Annotated in this window: 17 protein-coding genes and 1 pseudogene; 9 read left to right on the top strand and 9 right to left on the bottom strand. The window is 49.9% G+C overall.

All coding sequences use genetic code 11. From position 1 onward, the window contains the following. Positions 1-97: 97 nt before the first annotated feature. The 3 genes from ACKFKH_RS12685 to ACKFKH_RS12675 all read left to right on the top strand — a co-directional run bounded on the left by ACKFKH_RS12685 (position 98) and on the right by ACKFKH_RS12675 (position 2648). Positions 98-1504: an IS4 family transposase gene (locus ACKFKH_RS12685; RefSeq protein ID WP_446858665.1), complete on the top strand. Its 1407-nt coding sequence runs from the start codon at positions 98-100 to the stop codon at positions 1502-1504. Further along, complete coding sequence (locus ACKFKH_RS12680; protein WP_446858664.1) at positions 1495-2340, top strand: condensation domain-containing protein; 846 nt, start codon at positions 1495-1497, stop codon at positions 2338-2340. The genes ACKFKH_RS12685 and ACKFKH_RS12680 overlap by 10 nt, the downstream gene beginning before the upstream one ends. A gap of 86 nt (positions 2341-2426) precedes the next feature. Beyond that, complete coding sequence (locus ACKFKH_RS12675) at positions 2427-2648, top strand: hypothetical protein (RefSeq protein WP_446858663.1); 222 nt, start codon at positions 2427-2429, stop codon at positions 2646-2648. Positions 2649-2654: 6 nt separating this feature from the next. On the opposite strand, the gene ACKFKH_RS12670 is transcribed toward ACKFKH_RS12675, so the two are convergent. After that, a complete protein-coding gene (locus ACKFKH_RS12670; protein WP_446858662.1) occupies positions 2655-3659 on the bottom strand; it encodes an NHLP bacteriocin system secretion protein in 1005 nt (334 codons plus the stop codon). Beyond that, positions 3584-4444 (bottom strand): cyclic nucleotide-binding domain-containing protein, encoded by an 861-nt coding sequence (locus tag ACKFKH_RS12665; protein WP_446858661.1) that lies wholly within the window; start codon positions 4442-4444, stop codon positions 3584-3586. Before ACKFKH_RS12665 ends, ACKFKH_RS12670 begins: the two co-directional genes overlap by 76 nt. A gap of 303 nt (positions 4445-4747) precedes the next feature. Between ACKFKH_RS12665 and ACKFKH_RS12660 the strand changes: the two genes are divergently transcribed. Beyond that, positions 4748-5146, top strand: coding sequence for a hypothetical protein (locus ACKFKH_RS12660; protein WP_446858660.1), 399 nt, complete (start codon positions 4748-4750; stop codon positions 5144-5146). A gap of 234 nt (positions 5147-5380) precedes the next feature. On the opposite strand, the pseudogene ACKFKH_RS12655 reads toward ACKFKH_RS12660, so the two are convergent. The 4 genes and pseudogenes from ACKFKH_RS12655 to ACKFKH_RS12640 form a co-directional block, all read right to left on the bottom strand. Continuing rightward, a pseudogene (locus ACKFKH_RS12655) lies at positions 5381-6432 on the bottom strand (IS630 family transposase). Between the two features lie 197 nt (positions 6433-6629). After that, positions 6630-8342 carry a gamma-glutamyltransferase gene (gene ggt / locus ACKFKH_RS12650; RefSeq protein ID WP_446858659.1) on the bottom strand — a complete coding sequence of 571 codons (1713 nt, stop codon included), beginning with the start codon at positions 8340-8342 and terminating at the stop codon, positions 6630-6632. Positions 8343-8367: 25 nt separating this feature from the next. Next, positions 8368-9339 carry an adenosylcobinamide-phosphate synthase CbiB gene (gene cbiB / locus ACKFKH_RS12645; protein WP_446858658.1) on the bottom strand — a complete coding sequence of 324 codons (972 nt, stop codon included), beginning with the start codon at positions 9337-9339 and terminating at the stop codon, positions 8368-8370. Between the two features lie 15 nt (positions 9340-9354). After that, a complete protein-coding gene (locus tag ACKFKH_RS12640) occupies positions 9355-10053 on the bottom strand; it encodes a Uma2 family endonuclease (RefSeq protein ID WP_446858657.1) in 699 nt (232 codons plus the stop codon). Between the two features lie 151 nt (positions 10054-10204). On the opposite strand from ACKFKH_RS12640, the gene ACKFKH_RS12635 reads away from it, so the two are divergent. Continuing rightward, entirely contained in the window at positions 10205-12055 is a 1851-nt protein-coding gene (locus tag ACKFKH_RS12635; RefSeq protein WP_446858656.1) for a DNA polymerase III subunit gamma/tau, read from the top strand. Here the strand turns inward: ACKFKH_RS12635 and ACKFKH_RS12630 are convergent, their stop codons facing one another. Both ACKFKH_RS12630 and ACKFKH_RS12625 read right to left on the bottom strand, forming a co-directional pair. Continuing rightward, complete coding sequence (locus tag ACKFKH_RS12630) at positions 12056-13513, bottom strand: glycosyltransferase (RefSeq protein WP_446858655.1); 1458 nt, start codon at positions 13511-13513, stop codon at positions 12056-12058. Beyond that, complete coding sequence (locus tag ACKFKH_RS12625; protein ID WP_446858654.1) at positions 13467-14441, bottom strand: radical SAM protein; 975 nt, start codon at positions 14439-14441, stop codon at positions 13467-13469. Before ACKFKH_RS12625 ends, ACKFKH_RS12630 begins: the two co-directional genes overlap by 47 nt. Positions 14442-14641: 200 nt before the next feature. Between ACKFKH_RS12625 and ACKFKH_RS12620 the strand changes: the two genes are divergently transcribed. Continuing rightward, positions 14642-15190: a GNAT family N-acetyltransferase gene (locus tag ACKFKH_RS12620; RefSeq protein ID WP_446858653.1), complete on the top strand. Its 549-nt coding sequence runs from the start codon at positions 14642-14644 to the stop codon at positions 15188-15190. A gap of 25 nt (positions 15191-15215) precedes the next feature. On the opposite strand, the gene ACKFKH_RS12615 is transcribed toward ACKFKH_RS12620, so the two are convergent. Continuing rightward, complete coding sequence (locus tag ACKFKH_RS12615; protein WP_446858652.1) at positions 15216-15845, bottom strand: acetoacetate decarboxylase family protein; 630 nt, start codon at positions 15843-15845, stop codon at positions 15216-15218. 303 nt (positions 15846-16148) lie between these two features. Between ACKFKH_RS12615 and ACKFKH_RS12610 the strand changes: the two genes are divergently transcribed. From ACKFKH_RS12610 to ACKFKH_RS12600, 3 genes are all read left to right on the top strand, one after another. Beyond that, positions 16149-16892 carry an LmeA family phospholipid-binding protein gene (locus tag ACKFKH_RS12610; protein ID WP_446858651.1) on the top strand — a complete coding sequence of 248 codons (744 nt, stop codon included), beginning with the start codon at positions 16149-16151 and terminating at the stop codon, positions 16890-16892. A gap of 125 nt (positions 16893-17017) precedes the next feature. Then, positions 17018-17854, top strand: coding sequence for a tetratricopeptide repeat protein (locus ACKFKH_RS12605; protein ID WP_446858650.1), 837 nt, complete (start codon positions 17018-17020; stop codon positions 17852-17854). A gap of 11 nt (positions 17855-17865) precedes the next feature. Then, complete coding sequence (locus ACKFKH_RS12600; protein WP_446858649.1) at positions 17866-18684, top strand: tetratricopeptide repeat protein; 819 nt, start codon at positions 17866-17868, stop codon at positions 18682-18684. Positions 18685-18821 lie beyond the last annotated feature (137 nt).

The following is an 18821-nucleotide window of genomic DNA, read 5'->3' as shown; positions in this document are numbered from 1 at the left end:
AGCTCTGACTATTACCCATAAGTTCGGCTTTCACTAAACGGGAACAGGACAGGAATATGAGCAGAAAGGTTAGCTTTAATTTTTGAATTAAGAGTGCATGACCATCAGCCAGATGACCAAAGAGCAAACTTGGAGCGAGCGGGAATTTGAATCGGTCGATTTGGGTGATAAGCGGCTAAACACAAGACTAAAGAAGCTCGCAGAAGACTGGTCAACCGCACCAGAAGCGCCCATCAATCAAGCGAGCGAAGACTGGGCGGCGACCAAGGCTGCGTATCGGTTCTTTCAGAACGACCACGTTACGAGTGAACAAATTCTAAGCCCCCATCGCACTCGAACGTTAGAGCGGATGAAAGCCGAAGCCGTTGTGCTTGCGGTTCAAGATACCTCGTATTTAAACTTTTCAAGTCATAAACACACCCAAGGATTAGGTCCGATTGGCGACAGTCGCTCTGCTAGTCTTGGCTTAGTGACTCACAACATTCTAGCGGTCACGCCTCAAGGTTTGCCTTTGGGATTACTGAATCAAACCGGATGGGCAAGAAGCGGATACAATCAGCACAGTGAGCGCGAACGCAAGAATACGTCGATTGAGCATAAGGAGAGCTATCGCTGGATTCAAGGACTTGAGCTGGTTCAAAAAATCAAACCTGAGAACACGAGAGTGATTACACTCTGTGACAGAGAGCGTGATATCTACGAGTTCTTGGTCGCCGCCGAGCGTTGCCATGCAGAATTTGTCATTCGCGCTGCTTGGAATCGCCATCTCAAAGACAGTGAATGCCCTCGCCCATGGGAACACCTGCAAGCCCAACCTGTGGCAGGATGCTACCAAATTACGGTGCCATCGCGGGACGCTAAACCGGAACGCACCGCGACTCTTGCAGTTCGGTTTGGAGCGGTGACTTTAGAACCCACACAGCGCCCGAAACAGTCGTTATTCTACCCGCTACCACCAGTCATGCTGAATGCCGTCTATGTGACGGAAGTCGATGCTCCAAACCTCGAAAACCAGATTGAGTGGATGCTTTTGACCCACATTGCGCTCACTTCATTCGAGCAGGCATTGGAAAAAGTGATCTGGTACTGTTGTCGCTGGCAGATTGAGGTCTTTCATAAAATTCTCCAGCACGGTTGCACGGTCGAGCAGTGTCGCTTGCAATCAGCGGAGCGCTTGAATCGCTACATCACCTTGATGAGCGTAGTGGCATGGCGGCTTTTCTGGATCACCTGGATGCACAGAACTGCTCCCACCGCTTCAGCTCGGACGATCTTGACCGAACTTGAGAGCCGCATCCTGCTACTGCTGACAAATCGCACCAACGATGCTCAACCCTCAAATTTCTGTGTGGCTCAAGCCGTGATTGCCATTGCGAAACTGGGTGGCTTTTTAGCTCGCAAGGGCGATGGCGATCCTGGACCAACGGTCATCTGGAGAGGATGGGCAGTACTTCAAAACACAGCTCGACTTGGCTTTCACCTCTTCCCTCAAAGTTGTGGGTAATAGTCAGGCCTCTACCAGAACTACCCTTTCAGTATGCAGACTTTGCGATCTGGCAGCGTAACTATTTTAGTGAAGAAGTTTTGGCAACCCACTTACCATACTGGCATCAGCATCTTGCCAATCTACCAGTCTTGCTCGATCTGCTACCTGCCGCTCAATCTCTGCAAAATGATTACCCTGCTTCCGAGCGTCAAGTTTTTCTACCTCAGAACTTAACAGCCGCGATCGTGGCCTTCAGCCATACTCATAGGGTCACGCCATTCACTGTCTTCCTCACTGCACTCAATATTCTGTTGTGCAAATGGAGCAATCAGACAGATATTCTGGTGCTGGGTACAATGGCAAATCGCACCATACCAGACATTGAAAAGCTGCTGGGTTGTTTCATTAGCGATCTACCGTTGCGTACTCAATTAGACCATGACCAAACTGGGATTTCTCTGCTAGAACACGTCAAGCAAATGGTAAGTGCAACGCTCACCCACGCAGTTCCACTAGAAGGAATCTGGGAGCCATTCGAGAACAAGATAGAGGTTTTGCGAACAGTTAATCTTGTGCTAGTTCCTGCAACGAACTGGTTAAATCAAACGCTAAAGTGTGACATTTTGCCTATTACCACTAGCCGTGGAGTTTGGAATGAACAATGTTGCCCTTTAGAGCTTTATGTTTCTTATCCTGAAGAAAAGACTCAGGCGATCGAACTTTTTGCCTCATATAGTTCAACAACCTTTACTAATGAGTCAATTGATTACTTTCTGAGTAGTTATCAAGCAATTCTCCAAAAGCTAACTGAGTCTCCAGAAACGCAACTTTCTAAATTTCAGTTGTTCCTCTAAGGTGTGTTCATTCCATTGGGGAACACTCTACTCAAACGCTGTGATTCGATCGCAAGTTTGAGTAAATTCAAGGATTGAATGAAATGATGAACAGTATGGTCGCACTATGGGAACGCTTCTTTCCAAAGCAATCAAACAGAGCCGAACAAGCCGCAGAGGAACAACAATTAACGCCAGAAAGCTTGAGCGATCGCCTTGAGATTTACAAGCAATTTAATCTAGAAATTAAAGAAGAGCGAGGGGGTTACGGTGATTCTCGATTTTATCGACCTGCACCCCGCACTCGCTATATCCAACGGTACTTCTAGAGCCGCTTACTGAAGCCCGCTCCATTCACGCAGAAAGGGTAACAGAAACGTAATCGGTGCGCGTTCTTCCACAGTTACACGCACCGCAGCGGTCGTACCCGAAGTCAGCTTGTTCGCGGGCCCCTTCGAGGACGACCACTTGTAACCACTGATCGTGTTCGTCTCTGGTTGCAGTTCCACTACCACTTCGACTTTGGCAGACTTACCCGTTAGAGTATCTGCCAATTCGGGATTGCCAACTTTGACGGCGGCTCGACTTGATGTTACTGGGTAGGGCGACACTAATTTTACCGTCCCCACAATGCCCTCAAACTGCTCTCGCTTTACTGTGTCTGGGGTGAGTTGCACCTTCATGCCCGGTTTGATCTGCTTGCCGTCTTTGACCTCAAAGTAAACCACTCCGGTTAAAACAGCCGATTCTGAACCCCCAGTTTGCAGCGTTCCGAGTCGCGTTCCTGAACTGACGACCTGCCCTAACACGCCACTCATGTCAAGAATCGCGCCATCCTGCGGACTCCGAATCAAACTACGATCGCTGATTTGCTGTTTCAGTTGGGCGATCGCGCGATCGCCCTCCGCAATCTCATTACTGCGCGTATTCGAGGCTTGTAAATTCTCTTGATTCAGTCGCTTGCTGCGCGTTTCTAGTTCTTCGAGTTGCGCCCCAATTTCGGCGATCGTACTCTGACTTTGAGCATAGCGTTGCTCGGTTTCGGTCGCGTTCACTGCTAACTGACGCAGTTGTGCCTGCAAGTCTTGAATGTTCTGCATTTCCTGACGATACTCCCGTTCAGCAAGAATCAGAACATCTTGCTCGATTGCGCCTTGCTTCGCCAACTGTTCGCGTCGCTCCCAACGATCTTTTAGCGCAGGCAGCATCGCTTGAGTATTTTGTATCCGTTGCTCCAGACTTTGCCGCTGTTGTGCAATCGTGGTCAATCCTTGTTGCCGATGGAAATCGCTTGATAAAACCGGGTGGCAAAACCGCGATCGCGCTTCAATTTTTCCCACAACAAGTCTTGCGGTAATGCCAGCAATAGGGAGTGTTCTGCACAGCGAATCGAAGCCGAAGCGACTCCGGTTTCCACAAAAGACATTTCTCCCACGATTTCGCCACTCGCACGCCGCGCAATCTCTTTTTCGACTGGCTGACCGTCGATCTCAACCGTAAAGGTAATCGCTAAGTTACCTTTGAGGACAATGTAAATTGCCTCGACGGGTTGCCCTTGCTGGATGATCACGGTTCCGGCAGTGATTTGTTCGCGTCGTCCGTGTGTGGTCATCCAGTCGATGTCGTTGTCATTGAGGATCGCAAACACAAACAACACTTTTCGTAGTGCCTGTCCGGGCACAATCTGACTTTGTGCCAGCAGTTTAGACAGGCTGCGGAGACGAACTGACAGCGTAATAGCAATCTCTTGATAAAACCGGGCGGCAAAATCTGTATCCAGGGTAAGTTTCGTTTGGAGCGATCGCTTGGGAATTGCCAAGACTTGACTTGGTTCGGCGGCGCTGACGGTGGCAGAGGGTGGGCGATCATCAAGTAGTGACATCTCACCCAGCAGTTCGCCGACCCCGCAGCGGACAATTTCTTGATCGGTTTGGAATTGGCTCTGAGAAATGGAGACGATAAACGTGCCGCTCAACACAAGGAAAACAAAATCTGATGTGATGCCCTCGTGAATCAGAACGGTGTGAGTCAGGCAGTTCTGTGAGTGTGCGATCTGCTCAAGCCAGTCGCAGTCTTGAGATTGTAATACTTTGAAGTTTGGCAATCGCGTCGAAATTTGAGGCATAGACTGACAAGTTGCAGGTCGATCGCAGATGGCAACGAGCGATGTCGGTAGAAGTAAGGCTCCCCCTACACAGTCTCACAGGCATCTGCCTCCGTAGAATGCCCAGAAGGATGCCGCGTCTATCGGTTAACGAGCAACTTCCAGGTGCCCTAAGCAAGCGAGACAGTCGATCTGCTCGATCCGCTCAATCAACGTCACACTTCGGAGAGCGAGTAGTAGCTGTCTATTTTCCCAGAGGTGAAATTTTTCCAGAGGTGTGATAAGTTTCAGAGCAATTGTTCGGCATTTGCGCTTGTTCAACCCATGTTGGCAGAGGAGTACAGTATTATCCTATCGAAGCTAGGCGAAGAGATCGATCGCCTATCCAAGCGCGTGGAGGAGCTAGAGCAGCGCAATCAAGAACTGGAAGCAGAGAATAACCAACTGAAAGAGCTGTTACATCAGCAAGGCGCATCAAAGGATGCAAAAGCACCTCAGTTCAAAGAGAACGATAGTGTTGAGAAACATAAAGGCAAAGGGAAACGAGGGCAACAGTCAACGGGGCGACGTGCCCAAGATGAAAAGCTCGGCTGCGTCAGCCATCACATGGATATCTATCCAGAGGGTATCCCCGCATCCACGTGTATTGAACAAGCGTCAGCAATGTGCGTGGCGGCTGATGTCGGGACGAGCGGAGTAAGTGCTGAACTCCGGCACTATTAAAGCCTTACACAGGGCGGGTTTGAGATACCCTAACCTGAGAGAAGCATTTTTACCTAACCAATAATGAGAACACTTCAACGAAAACAGCCAGAGCGACGATTAATCTAGCTATCAGTCGGACAACCTTTGAAACATTGTTTTGAGGGGAAGCAGGACAACTTCTTCTAGAAGAGCTAGGGTTTCACCTCATTGTCTTTGACCCTAAAAGCGAGGAGATCATTCAATGGCTATACTCTAGTCGGCTAAGATCTGGATCTTGAAAGATTGAAACTTCCAACTCATCAAGCTTTTAAGCTGGTCGTGTTTGTCAATCGGAGCCGCCTCTATCACCGTTGAAATTGCCTGGTTGAAACTACAGAAGTCAGCATAATACTTGGAGTACAAACATTCCCGTCGCACAAACCGCCAGAGGCGTTCGATCAAGTTCAAATGCGGCGAGTAAGACAGCAAGTAGACTAACGTGATGCCCAAGCGTTCCGCACAGTCAAACACCGCAGCGCACTGTTGATGGCGAGCATTATCCCAAACTCAAGTCATCGGGATGCCCAAGGCTAACTTAGAAAGCTTCTGTAACAGTTGACAAACCCTCTCAGCATGGATGTAGGTTTCGTTCGTCACGGTGATGATTTCTAACGTCAGGGCATTGATTGCCCCTAAGACATTAAAGCGTTTGCGTCCAGCGGGCGAGGGCATGAACACCCGGACAAAGCACCACAGATAGCCTAGAAAAGGACGGTGGACAAAATGGGCAGCTTCGACAAAAAAACGGCTTGTTTGCCCGCTTTGGCAGTTTCGAGCAGCGGGTCTAGCACCTCAAAGCGAAACGTTTCCTGGGCGGCAATCTTGTTTGGATCGCTACTTTTACCCGGTACAAATCCAACCTTGCTCCGTTTCATCCCGATCCGGTTGAGCAAGGCAGTCACTTGCGTGGGACTGCGCTCAATTCCTGTCAGTTCGGCTATCTTCGATCGCGCCTCGGCAATCGTTTGCGGCGGCTGCGCTTTGAAGTCAGCCTCCACCGTCGTCGCATGGGCATTCAGTTCACTCGGTTGCCCCTGATAATCTAACTGCTTGAGTCCCTCAATGCCCCCGGCTTGAGACTGTCTGAGATAAACCGTCAGCGTGGTTTTGCTAATATTGCACAGTCGTCGGATTTCTTGGTGGGCTAATCCTTGGCTTTTCAAGTACAACACCTTCAGTTTCTGATGCACTCTTGGGTGAGGATAGTGATACCGTTCATAGGTCAGTTCAGCTACCTTTTCGGGTGTGAATTCAATCCGAATCATGCTGACACCCTCTTTTCTCCTGCTCTAGGACAAGTCTCTTCTTATCCTTGCTGCGGGAAACCAACAAAAGTCCATTCCTCAATCGTGGCGAGGATAGACCGACCTCGCGAAAAGTCAGAGGGCAGAGTTGAGAGACCAGAAATACTAGCAGTGTCGCTTTCTATCAGTTGGATAAAGTCGAGCTAAGACACGATCGCTCAAAATCCGTAGGCCGCTCCTTCACCTCTGGGATCGGCGGCCCCTTCGAGGGAGCCGTCTGGCAAAACGACGATCGCATTCGCATTTCCCCAGCCCGATCGCTCCTCAACTTGATGACCTCGACGGCGTAGTTCTTCTAAGGTCAGGGTGTCCAGTCCCCAAGATTCGACGAGGAGGCGATCGGGAAGCCATTGGTGATGAATTCGCGGAGCCGCAATCGATCGCCGTGCATCCATGTCGTAGACCAGGACGTTTAATACAATTTGCAATACGGTCGTGATGATTGTGCTACCGCCGGGAGAGCCTGCTGCGAGGCGCAAGCGACCATTTTCGGTGACGATCGTCGGAGTCATGCTGGAGAGTGGTGTTTTTTGGGGGGCGATCGCGTTGGCATCCCCTCCCACTAATCCAAAGGCATTGGGGGTGTTGGGAGCGACCGCAAAGTCGTCCATTTCGTTGTTTAAAACAATTCCCGTGCCTTTGGCAACCATGCCTGCTCCAAATCCCAAATTGACGGTGAAGGTCAAACTGACGGCGTTGCGATCGCGGTCTACCACGGTTAAGTGACTGGTTTCAGTCGATTCCTTAGTTAATTGTTGAAGCACTGCGGGATCAATCGCTTTCACTTGGCTGGAAGGCGTGGCTTTTTTGGGATTGATTTCCTGGCGGCGTTTTTGAGCATAGCGGGGACTGATAAGAGACTGAACAGGCACCTTGACAAAATCAGGATCACCGAGATAAACGGCGCGATCGGCATAGGCAATTCGCATCGACTCGACTAGCAAATGCAGGACATCGGGACTGTGCCAGCCTAAAGTCTTTAAGTCGGTGTCGCTAATCAGGTTGAGAATTTGCAGTAAGTGTACGCCTCCAGAAGAAGGCGGCGGCATCGAGCAAACCCTCGCCTTTCGGAAGTTTCCGCAGACTGGAGTGCGCCAGATTGAGCGGTATTGTTTGAGATCCGCTAGTGTGATCAATCCCTTATTTTTAGCCATGTCATCAGCGATCGCTTTAGCAATTCCCCCTGCGTAAAAATCGTTGGGATTTTGGGTAACCGATCGTAAGGTTGCTGCTAACTCTGATTGAATTAATATGTCCCCAATCCGATACGGCTTTCCATTTTTTAAGAATATTTTTCGTGAATCAGGATTTTCTAGCAGCGTTTTTTGTCGCATTTCCGTTGCTTTGACAAAATTCCAACTAACCGGAAATCCTTTGTCTGCCAGTCTGATCGCTGGAGCAATCACTGTTTTCCAGGGAAGCTTTCCATATTTGCGATGTGCTTCGTAGAGTCCTGCGATCGTTCCAGGTGTCGCGACTGCAAGATAGCCGTTGATGCTGGCATTCGGCTTAACGTTGCCTTGAGCATCCAAATACAAGTTGCGAGTTGCTTTCAGTGGTGCCCGCTCTCGAAAGTCTAGCGCTTTCGTTTCATTACTTTTTGCTTGATACATTAAGAGAAAACCGCCGCCACCGATCCCTGCCGAAAAGGGTTCTACGACTGAAATTGCAAACGTAGTTGCCACCGCCGCATCGATCGCGTTTCCACCCTGTTGCAGCATCACCAATCCGGCTTGACTAGCTAACGGATGAGCCGAGGTCACCATGCCTTGAGACGTTCGGGTGAGGGGAGGATTTGCCCTGGACGGAAGGGGGACTAAACAGAGAGTCAGGGTGAGAAAGAGGTGTGGCAAGCGATCGGTGCAGTTCATAGCATCCCCAATTTCAGGAAGTGTGTCAGAGTCCTTTGCAGAATAGCGCTAAAAGGGCAACACTGAGCCAGGTCAAAAAACACGATCGCGTTAGATTCAAGGCTGTTCGGATGCGCTCAGGCGTAATTGGTTGAATCGGATCTCCCAAAAAAGGCTTATGCTTTTCGACTCCGCGATACCAATTGGTGCCCCCAACCTGAACGCCCAAAACGGCCGCATAAGCGCACTCACTCCATCCAGAATTGGGACTGGGATCTTTTGCGGCATCTCGTTGACAAATTTGCCAAATCTGATGTGGCTTTTGAGACAGAATCGCTAACGTTAAGACCACCGATCGACAGGGCAACCAGGTGAGAATATCATCCACTTTGGCGCTACACCAGCCGATATTTGTAAAAGGAGCTTCTCGATAGCCCACCATCGAATCCAACGTACTGGCCGCCTTGTAGGCCAACGCCAAAGGGACACTACCCATCATCGGAAAGAACGCTCCCAGCAGTGCAAAAAACAATGGAGCCATGACCCCATCAGTTGCATTTTCGGTAACGGTTTCGAGAATGGCGCGTAAAATGTCTGACTCCGATAAAGTTTGGGTGTCGCGTCCCACATAGCGACTTAAATGAGAACGGGATTGATCAAGATTTCCATTCGCCAAAGGTTGCAGAACATCTTCTGCGGCCGATCGCAGACTTCGCCCCGCAAAACAGCTTGCCAACAAAACACTTCCTATGATGATCCCCAAAACTGGGTGTAACGCTTGAGCGATCGCAACGATGACCCAGCCGACCGCACCGCTGCCCACGATTAGAACAATCGCTAACACAATTCCCGCTAATCGGAGCGCCATCGCTGACTTCAACGCGCGAAACGCAAATTTGGTAAAGCGATCGATAACCCAGCCCATCACCTGCACAGGATGTAGCCACCCCCACGGATCACCGATCGCATAATCCAACAGAGCGGCCGTCAAAAGAATTAGCGCAGTATTTACAGTCAACACTCAGACTTAAACTCACAGCAAATCAGGATCAATGTTCAATTCTCGCAGTTTGTCGGCGAGGCGTTGCGATCGTTGTCGTTCTTGTTCTAGCTGCTGTTCAACTTGATCGAGTTTTTCTTCAGGCTCCAAAAAGCGATCGCCGCGATTGTCGTACCAGTAAAGCCATTCTCGCTCAATGCCCTGGTGAGTGCCGCGCGATCGTCCCAACCCCAGTCCGATTTCTGGCAGCCAGATTGGATTTCCGGTTAGCAGAACGTATTCACCATTTACGAGACGATAGAGTTCTAAAGGTGGCTTGCGGCGGCGACGAGACGAATAGACGGCATAGTACAAAACGCCCATTTCAGCGTAGAGATTCTTTTTGCGGCTGTATTCGCCTCGATATTTCTGCGAAACGACCTCCAACACAAAAGTTGGCGGAATGTTGTTTTCCTCCCAAAGGACGTAGCTGAGACGCAGTTCTTCATCAAAAATGCGCTCCACACCCAGGCTGAGAAATCCATCTGGGACAATGGCGGGTAGGTCGGGATCGTAATAAATTCCCATATCCACGCCAAAAAACCAGTCCATGCGATCGCCCCATAGATGCGCCAAAATCAGCTTGAGCAAACTGGGGATCAAATCTTGAAGTTCGTGATCCACGGGAGTCTCGTCCGAGTCGGGAAGTTCTTCGGAAGACGGCAGACAGAGCAGCGGATCGTATTTGAACATAGGGATTGCCTCGCAGTTGCCAAATGGGCGATCGATTGAACGCGAACTGCCTGTATCTTATCGAAATGCGTTGACTTTATTCTACCAAAAATAGTTCATTTGTTCTAAGTCGATCTCGCTTACTCTATAGATAAGAACCTGCTGTATCCCGATGACTTATCAACCGCTCCATCACAAATATCGTCCGCAAACTTTCGCGCAACTCGTGGGTCAAGAAGCGATCGCCACCACCCTCACCAACGCGCTCACTCAACAGCGGATTGCACCAGCCTATCTCTTCACGGGCGCACGGGGCACAGGGAAGACTTCCAGCGCTCGAATTTTTGCCAAATCGCTCAACTGCATTGCGGGAAAGGTGCCGACGGCCCATCCTTGTGGGGTTTGTGAAACTTGTGTGGCGATCGGCAATGGTTCCGCCCTGGATGTGATTGAAATCGATGCCGCCAGCAATACAGGCGTAGACAACATTCGTGAACTCATTGAACGCGCTCAGTTTGCTCCCGTCCAGTGTCGATACAAAGTGTATGTCATTGATGAGTGCCATATGTTAAGCCCTGCGGCGTTTAATGCGCTGTTGAAGACGTTGGAAGAGCCGCCCGATCGCGTCGTTTTTGTTCTGGCGACGACTGATCCGCAGCGCGTTTTGCCGACGATTATTTCTCGCTGTCAGCGGTTTGATTTTAGAAGAATTCCGCTCAATCCGTTGGTGCAGCATCTGAACATGATTGCCGGAAAGGAAGGAATTGCGATCGCGCCAGATGCCCTACAGCTAATTGGACAAATTTCTCAAGGCGGACTTAGGGATGCCGAAAGTTTGCTCGATCAGTTGAGTTTATTGGATGGAGAAGTGACGGTCGATCGCGTGTGGGATCTGGTCGGTGCCGTTCCGGAGCGAGATTTGATGGGACTGGTGGAAGCGATCGCCGCTCACAATCCTGAAGCCGTTTTGGATCACACTCGCCGTCTAATGGATCGAGGTCGCGAACCGATCATCGTGCTGCAAAATCTGGCCAGTTTCTATCGAGACTTATTGATCGCCAAAACTTCGCCCAGTCGTCACGATCTAGTCGCCATCACGCCGCCCACCTGGAGAACGCTGTGTGAATTCGCTAAAACGCTTGATTTGCAGACGATTTTGGCAGGTCAGCAACATTTACGCAGCAGTGAAACTCAACTCAAGCAGACCACTCAGCCGCGTTTGTGGTTAGAAGTGACGTTGATGGGCTTGTTGCCCAGAAGCACGTCTTCTCAGCCAGTTCTGTATCCAACTTCGAGTCAGCCTGTTGTATCTGTTTCAGAACGTCGATCGCCGCCCCCGATCGTTCCCCCAAAGCCTTCGGAGCCAGAACCTACGCTGTCAGAAGTTCCCCCGATTCCTGAATCGGTTCTAGAAGAAGCCAGCCAACCCGACGATCCCCAAAGTGAGCTTGCAAAAACCTGGCAACAAATTCTGGAAAACATTGATCTGCCCTCAACTCAGGGGATTGTCAGTGCTAACTGTCATTTGGTGGCGATCGATGGCAATGAAATCGTCGTGGGAGTTCGGGGAGAACACATGCTCAAAATGACCCAGCGAATGCTTCCTCAAATTGGCAAAGCTGCCACAAGAGCGCTTCAGACCAAGATTAAAGTCAGCATTCAGGTGTTGGATGCCGTTGCACCGTTACCGCTTCCTGAATCGCCCACTCAATCCCCTGCTGAACTACCGCCCCCTTCCAGCGATGTTGCAAATTCAGAAACCGCTTCTGCCCCTGAGCCACCAGACGTATTAGAGGAGTCAGTGGATGAGATTGCAGAAGTTTCCCCGCAGCGTAGAGAGTGGAAGGAAGATGATGAGGTCACCAAAGCCGCTAAGAGCCTGGCCTATGCCTTTAATGGTGCGGTGGTTAATTTAGATGACGATGAGTTAGCCGATGAAATACCAGATTCAGATCAGGTTGTTGAGGTGATCGAGCCAGACGAGCCAGACGAAGAATCAGACGATGAAGACGTAGATTTCTAGCTACTCGTCGCTTCCTTTGTGAACGGTCTTGACCCACTTCAAGCGTTTGGGACGAATGGACATGCGGGCAGTTGTGCTGGCGACGATCGGCAACCAGTGCATCATATACAACGCACCGCGCAACGATTGCAGCAACACGACCATGAATGAGAAGTCAATGCCTTTCAGCGTCAGGCGGCGTTGTTCATCTGATCCGCGCAGTCGTTGAATGCGTCGCAGCCCGCCCAAGGTGCCCGACAAAAATAAGAGAAGTGTCAGCGCAGACACCGGACTTAACAGTAAGGGACGATTGCGAACGATCGCCATCAAAAAGTCCGGGATCGCCGCCGTCGGCATCACGTATTGAATAATCCAGAACATCAGCAGGTCAATGCTTTTGCGCGTTCCCATGCGATTGCGGACAATCAGCCGCCAATAATCGAGATAGCGTTGATAGCCACCTTCTGCCCAGCGATTTCGTTGATGCCAGAGCGCGATCGCATTTGTAACGCCTTCCTCATACACAGCGGGAACGGTGATCACGTCAATATCCCAGTCGTTGAGATGCAGCCGAATCGTCAGATCCAGATCGTCCGTGATTGTTTCCTCATTCCAGCCGCCACACTGTTCGATCGCGGTACGCCTCACCAATTGACCATTCCCGCGCAGTTCGCCAATGCCACCGATCGCAATTCTTTGCTGATGAATAAAAGCATCCAGGGCCATCTCAGCCATTTGTCCCCGAATCCAAAAATTGTTGGTGTCCGGAGATTGAGAATTGGGTTCTGCTTGCACGATCGCCTTTCTCACCTGAACGGCTCCGACTTGTTCGCGATCGAAGACGGGCACGACTCGCCGCAAAAAGTCCGGTTCCACCTGAGCATCGGCATCAAAAACGACGACAATCTCACCCTGCGTCAACGGAAACACCTGATTGAGGGCACCCGATTTTCCGCCTCCCGCATTGAGCGGCCGATGGAATACTTGCAGTTGTGGATACTCTTTAGCCAACTGGTCTAACAAAATCGGCGTTCGATCGGTGCTGTTGTCGTCGATGACCCAAACCTCGTAGCGATCGCCCGGATAATCCAACTGACACAGCATCTTTACCAGCTTACCGACGACCGCTTCCTCATTTTTAGCCGCCACCATCAGCGACACAAACGGGTAGGAGTCTCGCGTCTCGTCTGAAATCGGCTCCGGCAAATCTGAAGGACGGGCAAACAAAAATCTGACCGCATGGAAGCCCATCAGCGTGGTCAAGCCCAAAACCAGCCAATAGCCCCAGGTGACGAGATGGAGGGCGATCGTACCACTCCAAATCACCACCAAAACGGCTGCCGCTTTTCGCCTGCGTCCCCGATAGCCCTGAAACGGTTCAGGAATTTCGCTGTCTTCCTCTAAGATGGGCAAATCGTCGGCTGCGATCGGCTCAAACTCGTTGTAGGAATCGTTTTCGTGCCAGGAATTCTCCGACATAGGTTGCTTGGTTTAACACCCAATATTTGTCTAGACCTTTGAAAAAGCTGGGGATCAAGTAACACCAGACCGTACAGCCCTCACAGACTGATAGCTTACCCTGAGATTGTCGGAACTCCTCGACTTCTTCTGACTGCTTGTACATCTCATAGAGACGACCGTCGATCGCAATGCCTTTTTGAGCAAAGTGATAGCAAGGCAACAGCAGTTCATCGTTGGGCGAGATGGCGATCACTGCATCCACAGCTTTACAGCGAGGATTTTGAGTGTCGTTGCCGCCTGCTTCGATAAAGGCTAGTGCCGCTTTATTGTATCCAAGATTACTGTACTTCTTAGCAGCGGTTTCGATCGCCGTCACCATCGCTGGAGTTGGATTTTTCTTGGAATTGTAATTGCTGTGGGCGGTAAAAGCAGGATTGAGCCAAACTCTAGCATTCAGGCGCTGACCCAGTTCGGCGACTTCGGCGATGCGATCGTAGTTTTGCGCGGTGACCGTGTGGTTGAGAACGGGATATTCTCCTAGCGAATGGGCAAGTTGCACCGACTCGACCAGCGTATCGAAGATTTTGACCCCCCGCGATTGATCATGAGTCTCTGCGTCGCCGCCGTCGAGGGAGAAGTTGAGAAAGTCCACTAGACCTTGCATCTCTCTGGCCCGCTTGGGGTAGAGAATTGTGTTGGTGGTCATGCTGGTGGTGAACCCCTGCCGTTTTGCTTCAGCAAAGATTTCATTCACGTCTTTTCTCAGCAACGGTTCGCCGCCTGTAAAGTCCACGTATCTAACGCCCAAGCGCCGCAGATCTGCCAGGTTTTTCTGAATGGTCTCGAAGGATGCTTCCTGTTTCGGTTCGAGGGCCCAGATGTCACAAAAGTGGCAACGAGCATTGCATCGGTAGGTCAGATAGTAGTTTGCTACCAGTGGAGCCATAAGTATTTTTGTCAAAGTCTCCTGTCAAACCCACAATAAATCTTAAGAGCAAGCAATACAAGCCTTTGCAAATTGCAATTCGTGAAGGCGATCGCTTTGGGTTACCCGCGAGGGGTCGCTTCGAGTTACCCAAAAGGAACCGCTCTTCCTGCACGATTGAACTGATTGAATAGATAAAACTCTTTGATAGGGATAGTTAAATGCTGCGCTTTGAAACCGATCGTCTTCTGATTCGAGACTGGAATCCGGCTGAGGATGCAGAACAAGCGTTTGAGATTTACCGCGATCCAGAAATTTTTCGCTTCTTTAGAACTGCTTTTAGCAATCCACAACCCTCGTCTAGTGTAAAAAGTCAGCGAGAACGACTTCAGAAAGTGGTTGATCTCTATGCTCAACTCAATGACGGAACGGGATATTGGGCGATCGTTCTCAAGACAACAGGAGAAATCGTCGGCAGCGTCATTCTCAAGCAGTTACCCGACGGTGAAAATAATCCCACTGGAGACTATGAAGTAGGCTGGCATCTCAAGAAAAGCGCTTGGGGAAAGGGATTTGCGACCGAAGCGGGAAGAGGGGCGATCGAGTACGGATTCACAACGCTGAACCTGCCAGTGATTTACGCTGTCACGCATCCTGAAAACGACGCTTCCAAACGAGTCGCCCAACGGTTGGGAATGATCCCGCAAGGTCACACCGATCGCTACTACGGAGTCGAGACAGCGCTTTTTAAATGGGAACTGCACCAGTAACCGTTCATCCGTTTTTATCCGTTTCTCACTTACCCACAATTTTGGGAGCATCTACCTTCAAATCTAACGAGTCTGCGCTGACGGCCATCACAGGCGGGGAATTGATTAAACGTCCAAAGGGCGAAGACTGCGGAATATCCAAATTTACGCCAACCAGTCCAAAATTCGCCTGGGCCGTGCTGTTGAAGACCAGAAAACTGCCATCTTGTTGGCTAAAACCAGGGAAAGAAAACCGCTGACGTAGAAGGCTAAATCGTCCCGTCGATCGCATCGCACACAACAACTGATCCCCTTGCCGCACGGTCACTCTTCCCGACTCGCCCGACTCCCAGCGAAACTCCGCCATCTCCTTGGGCAAGCCCCAAATTTCTCGCCCCCCTGCCACGGAATCGGGATTATCGACGTAGATATGAGATACCCAGGCTCCGATCGTTCCTTGCCAACTGACTAACCCCGCCACCACAATTAACTCGTTGTAAGTCAGGTCACCATTTGTATACTGCGAGAGATAAACGCCTCCTAACGTCTTGCCCGGAAGCGAAGGAACGATCGCCAACTCTACCGGAATAAAGGGCGAAGCCTTGGCAATCTCAACTAAATGTAAGCTCAAAAAAGCGTAGCCTTTTAATGTCCAAGGTGCTTGCGGATATCCCATCTTATTAGCTCCCATGATTTAAGATTCAAAGGCTACTTTGCCTACCTGATCTTGGACGAATCAGCAATCAAAAAAGCATCTGTCTTAAGGAATAGTTGAGTATGTTGAACTGGGAGTGAGCGATCGCACTTTTTATTCAAATGAGCGATCGTAAAATCTGCAATTCAAGACGGCTGACAGTCTATTATCAAAACATCTGTCCTTAATCTGATCAAAAACTGAGATAGCTCCTTCAAAGTGTAGATACTGGGCTGATGCTTACTTTCTACACTGTTGAGTAACTTTTAGTGGAGCGATCACGTCATGTCAGACGAGCAACGAATCGAGGAACAGGTGCTCTCAGAAATCGCTAGACAAGGACTCTTTACTCAAATCGAAACGGCTGAAAATATTGAGGTCGATGTTAAGACAGATCTTCTCAAAGCTGTTCAGGGAAAGGTCGATTCTGTTGCAGTGACGGGTCAAGGAATTGTTATTCAAGAAGAGATCAGAGTTGAGCAGTTAGAAATCGAAACCGATCGCATTTCAATTAATCCCTTAAGTGCAATTTTTGGCAACCTCGAACTAGATAAACCTGTTAACACAACTGCTCGAATTGTTTTGACCGAAGCTGATATTAATCAAGCTATTAATTCGGAGTTTGTGAGCCAAAAGATTCCCGCGATCGACCTAAATGTAGAAGGGAAAACCGTCAGACTTGAACTTTTGCTTCCCTTAGAAATTAAGCTGACCGAAGAGACAAAAATGCACATCGGCGGTCAGGCAAAAATTCATCGAATGGAAGGCATTCAGGAAGTCCCTTTTGCGGCAGTCGCCTCACACCGCACTGATTCTCGCCCGATCTTGCTGGAATCTTTTTACTGTGCGCCCGATCGAGGACAATCGATTCCCTTCATGATTGCACTCATGCAAAAAATGCAGGAGATTGCCAACCAACCTTACTTTGAACTCGCACAAAATAAACTTCGCATTGTATCAATGGACGTAAAACCGGGAAGCCTATCCCTCGAAGTCGAAATTCAGGCGAAACAAATTCCTTCACTCTAGGTAAGCTTGATTCGACTTAGCATTTTTTTTTGACTAGTCTTATAAATTTTCTTTGCTTTTTTGGTGTTTGCTCATCTCGCCTGGGAATCTTAACAAGAACACTTTAGGTAAGACAAATCCCGGCGATGAGCCAAGTTCAAGACGTTGAGATGACCTTCTTCTTTCAGAAGGGACTGTATCTAAATAAGACGAAAGCTTACGAAGCTGCAATCTTAAGTTACGAAGCCGCTCTCAATCTTCAGCCCGACTATTCTGATGCGTGGTACAACCGGGGCAACGCCCTGTATCACCTGAAAGATTACGACAATGCGATCGCTAGCTACGATCAAGCGTTGGAGTATCAACCCGGATTCCCCGAAGCCTGGAACAATCGCGGTAATGCCCTGGATGAGCTAGGACGCTACTGTGAAGCCGTTGAGAGCTACGATCGCGCTATCAAATTTAGACCAAACTACTACTGGGCCTGGTACAACCGTGGTATCACGCTGCGAAACATGGAACGCTACGAAGACGCGATTTCTAGCTACGATCGCGCCATTGAGTTCAAACCTGATTATCACTGGGCCTGGTACAGTCGCGGTCTAGCACTTCGCAAACTTGGCAAGCTCGAAAAGGTGATCGCCAGCTACGACAAAGCCTTAGAGTTTAAGCCCGATTTTGAGGAATCCTGGACAAATCGCGGCAATGCGCTCTACCACCTGGGTCAATTTGAAGCTGCGATCGTCAGCTACGATCACGCCCTTAAACTCAAACCCAACCTGCCGACGCTCTGGTACAACAAAGCCTGCTGTTATGCCATTCAGGGCAAGCCAGACCTCGCATTCGAGCATTTGCAGCGAGCGATCGAACTCAATCCCGACGAGTATCGAGAAATTGCTCAAAGCAACGCCGACTTTGATGGACTGCGCCAAGACAAGCGGTTTCGCTCTTTGCTGACCCATCGCTCTCCTCGTGAGGCCTAAACGCTCGCTTTATGTATCCCAGTGAAACCCCGCGACAGAACAGCTATCAGTGGGCCCGCTCGTTATCTCTTCTCAGCAGCTATGGGAAGCATGTTGCCAAACACGAGCAAGTCTTGATGGTCAATCCCGACCACACGAAAGCTTTAATCTGTCGTGGGTATGCGCTTGAAAAATTGGGACGCTATGAGGAGGCGATCGCTAGCTTTGAACGGGCGATCGCCCTTCGTCCTAAGTTTGCGCTGGCCTGGCAGGGGCGAGGCATTTGTTTGGGCAGGCTGTGTCGCTATGAAGAAGCGTTGACTAATTTTAATCGCGCCCTCAAGTTTGAGCCAGATGACTATCGAGGCTGGCAAAATCACGGCAAAACTTTGATGACCCTCTGCCGCTACAAGGAGGCGATCGTCAGCTTTGATCAGGTCTTGACGCTCAAACCAGATAGTTACAAAGCCTGGTACAACCGAGCGGTCGCGCTGGCTTTTCTTGATGATCTTGAGGGGGCGCTGCTTGATTTGGAAATTGCTCTCAAGATCAAACCTCACAGCGATTATGTGTGGAACTACCGGGGCGTGATTTTGAGCAAGCTGAAGCGCTATGAGGAGGCGATCGTCAGCTTTGACAATGCTTTGAAGTTTAACGATCGCAGTTCTGGTGCTTGGTATGGGCGTGCCTGCTGTTATGCCCTTCAGGGAAATGTGGATTTGGTGTTAGAAAGCCTACAGCAAACGTTTCGGTTGTCTCCGCGTCTGGGTCGGGCGATAGTCAGCACGGATGCCAGTTTTTATCCGATTCGGGGAGATGCAAGATTTCGGGAGTTGATGAAGGGTGAGTAGATTGCGGGGGATGGGTGCGTTTTGTGCCTCGACTGGCAGCAGATTTTGGGAAGATTTGATCCGTAACCAAACTGATTTCGATCGTCACGGGTCATGCCCATGCTCCTTAGAAATCGTGTGGCGGATTCTGCGGATTT

The sequence above is a fragment of the Phormidesmis sp. 146-20 genome (genome assembly GCF_052939475.1).
This window is presented reverse-complemented; position numbering and strand designations above follow the sequence as displayed.

What these genes read in the sequence shown, in the direction of transcription:
- ACKFKH_RS12685 (WP_446858665.1), top strand. Translation starts at nt 98, where the DNA reads ATGACCATCAGCCAGATGACCAAAGAGCAAACTTGGAGCGAGCGGGAA.
- ACKFKH_RS12675 (WP_446858663.1), top strand. Translation starts at nt 2,427, where the DNA reads ATGAACAGTATGGTCGCACTATGGGAACGCTTCTTTCCAAAGCAATCA.
- ACKFKH_RS12665 (WP_446858661.1), bottom strand. Translation starts at nt 4,444, where the DNA reads ATGCCTCAAATTTCGACGCGATTGCCAAACTTCAAAGTATTACAATCT.
- ACKFKH_RS12660 (WP_446858660.1), top strand. Translation starts at nt 4,748, where the DNA reads ATGTTGGCAGAGGAGTACAGTATTATCCTATCGAAGCTAGGCGAAGAG.
- ggt (WP_446858659.1), bottom strand. Translation starts at nt 8,342, where the DNA reads ATGAACTGCACCGATCGCTTGCCACACCTCTTTCTCACCCTGACTCTC.
- ACKFKH_RS12640 (WP_446858657.1), bottom strand. Translation starts at nt 10,053, where the DNA reads ATGTTCAAATACGATCCGCTGCTCTGTCTGCCGTCTTCCGAAGAACTT.
- ACKFKH_RS12635 (WP_446858656.1), top strand. Translation starts at nt 10,205, where the DNA reads ATGACTTATCAACCGCTCCATCACAAATATCGTCCGCAAACTTTCGCG.
- ACKFKH_RS12630 (WP_446858655.1), bottom strand. Translation starts at nt 13,513, where the DNA reads ATGTCGGAGAATTCCTGGCACGAAAACGATTCCTACAACGAGTTTGAG.
- ACKFKH_RS12625 (WP_446858654.1), bottom strand. Translation starts at nt 14,441, where the DNA reads ATGGCTCCACTGGTAGCAAACTACTATCTGACCTACCGATGCAATGCT.
- ACKFKH_RS12620 (WP_446858653.1), top strand. Translation starts at nt 14,642, where the DNA reads ATGCTGCGCTTTGAAACCGATCGTCTTCTGATTCGAGACTGGAATCCG.
- ACKFKH_RS12615 (WP_446858652.1), bottom strand. Translation starts at nt 15,845, where the DNA reads ATGGGATATCCGCAAGCACCTTGGACATTAAAAGGCTACGCTTTTTTG.
- ACKFKH_RS12610 (WP_446858651.1), top strand. Translation starts at nt 16,149, where the DNA reads ATGTCAGACGAGCAACGAATCGAGGAACAGGTGCTCTCAGAAATCGCT.
- ACKFKH_RS12605 (WP_446858650.1), top strand. Translation starts at nt 17,018, where the DNA reads ATGAGCCAAGTTCAAGACGTTGAGATGACCTTCTTCTTTCAGAAGGGA.
- ACKFKH_RS12600 (WP_446858649.1), top strand. Translation starts at nt 17,866, where the DNA reads ATGTATCCCAGTGAAACCCCGCGACAGAACAGCTATCAGTGGGCCCGC.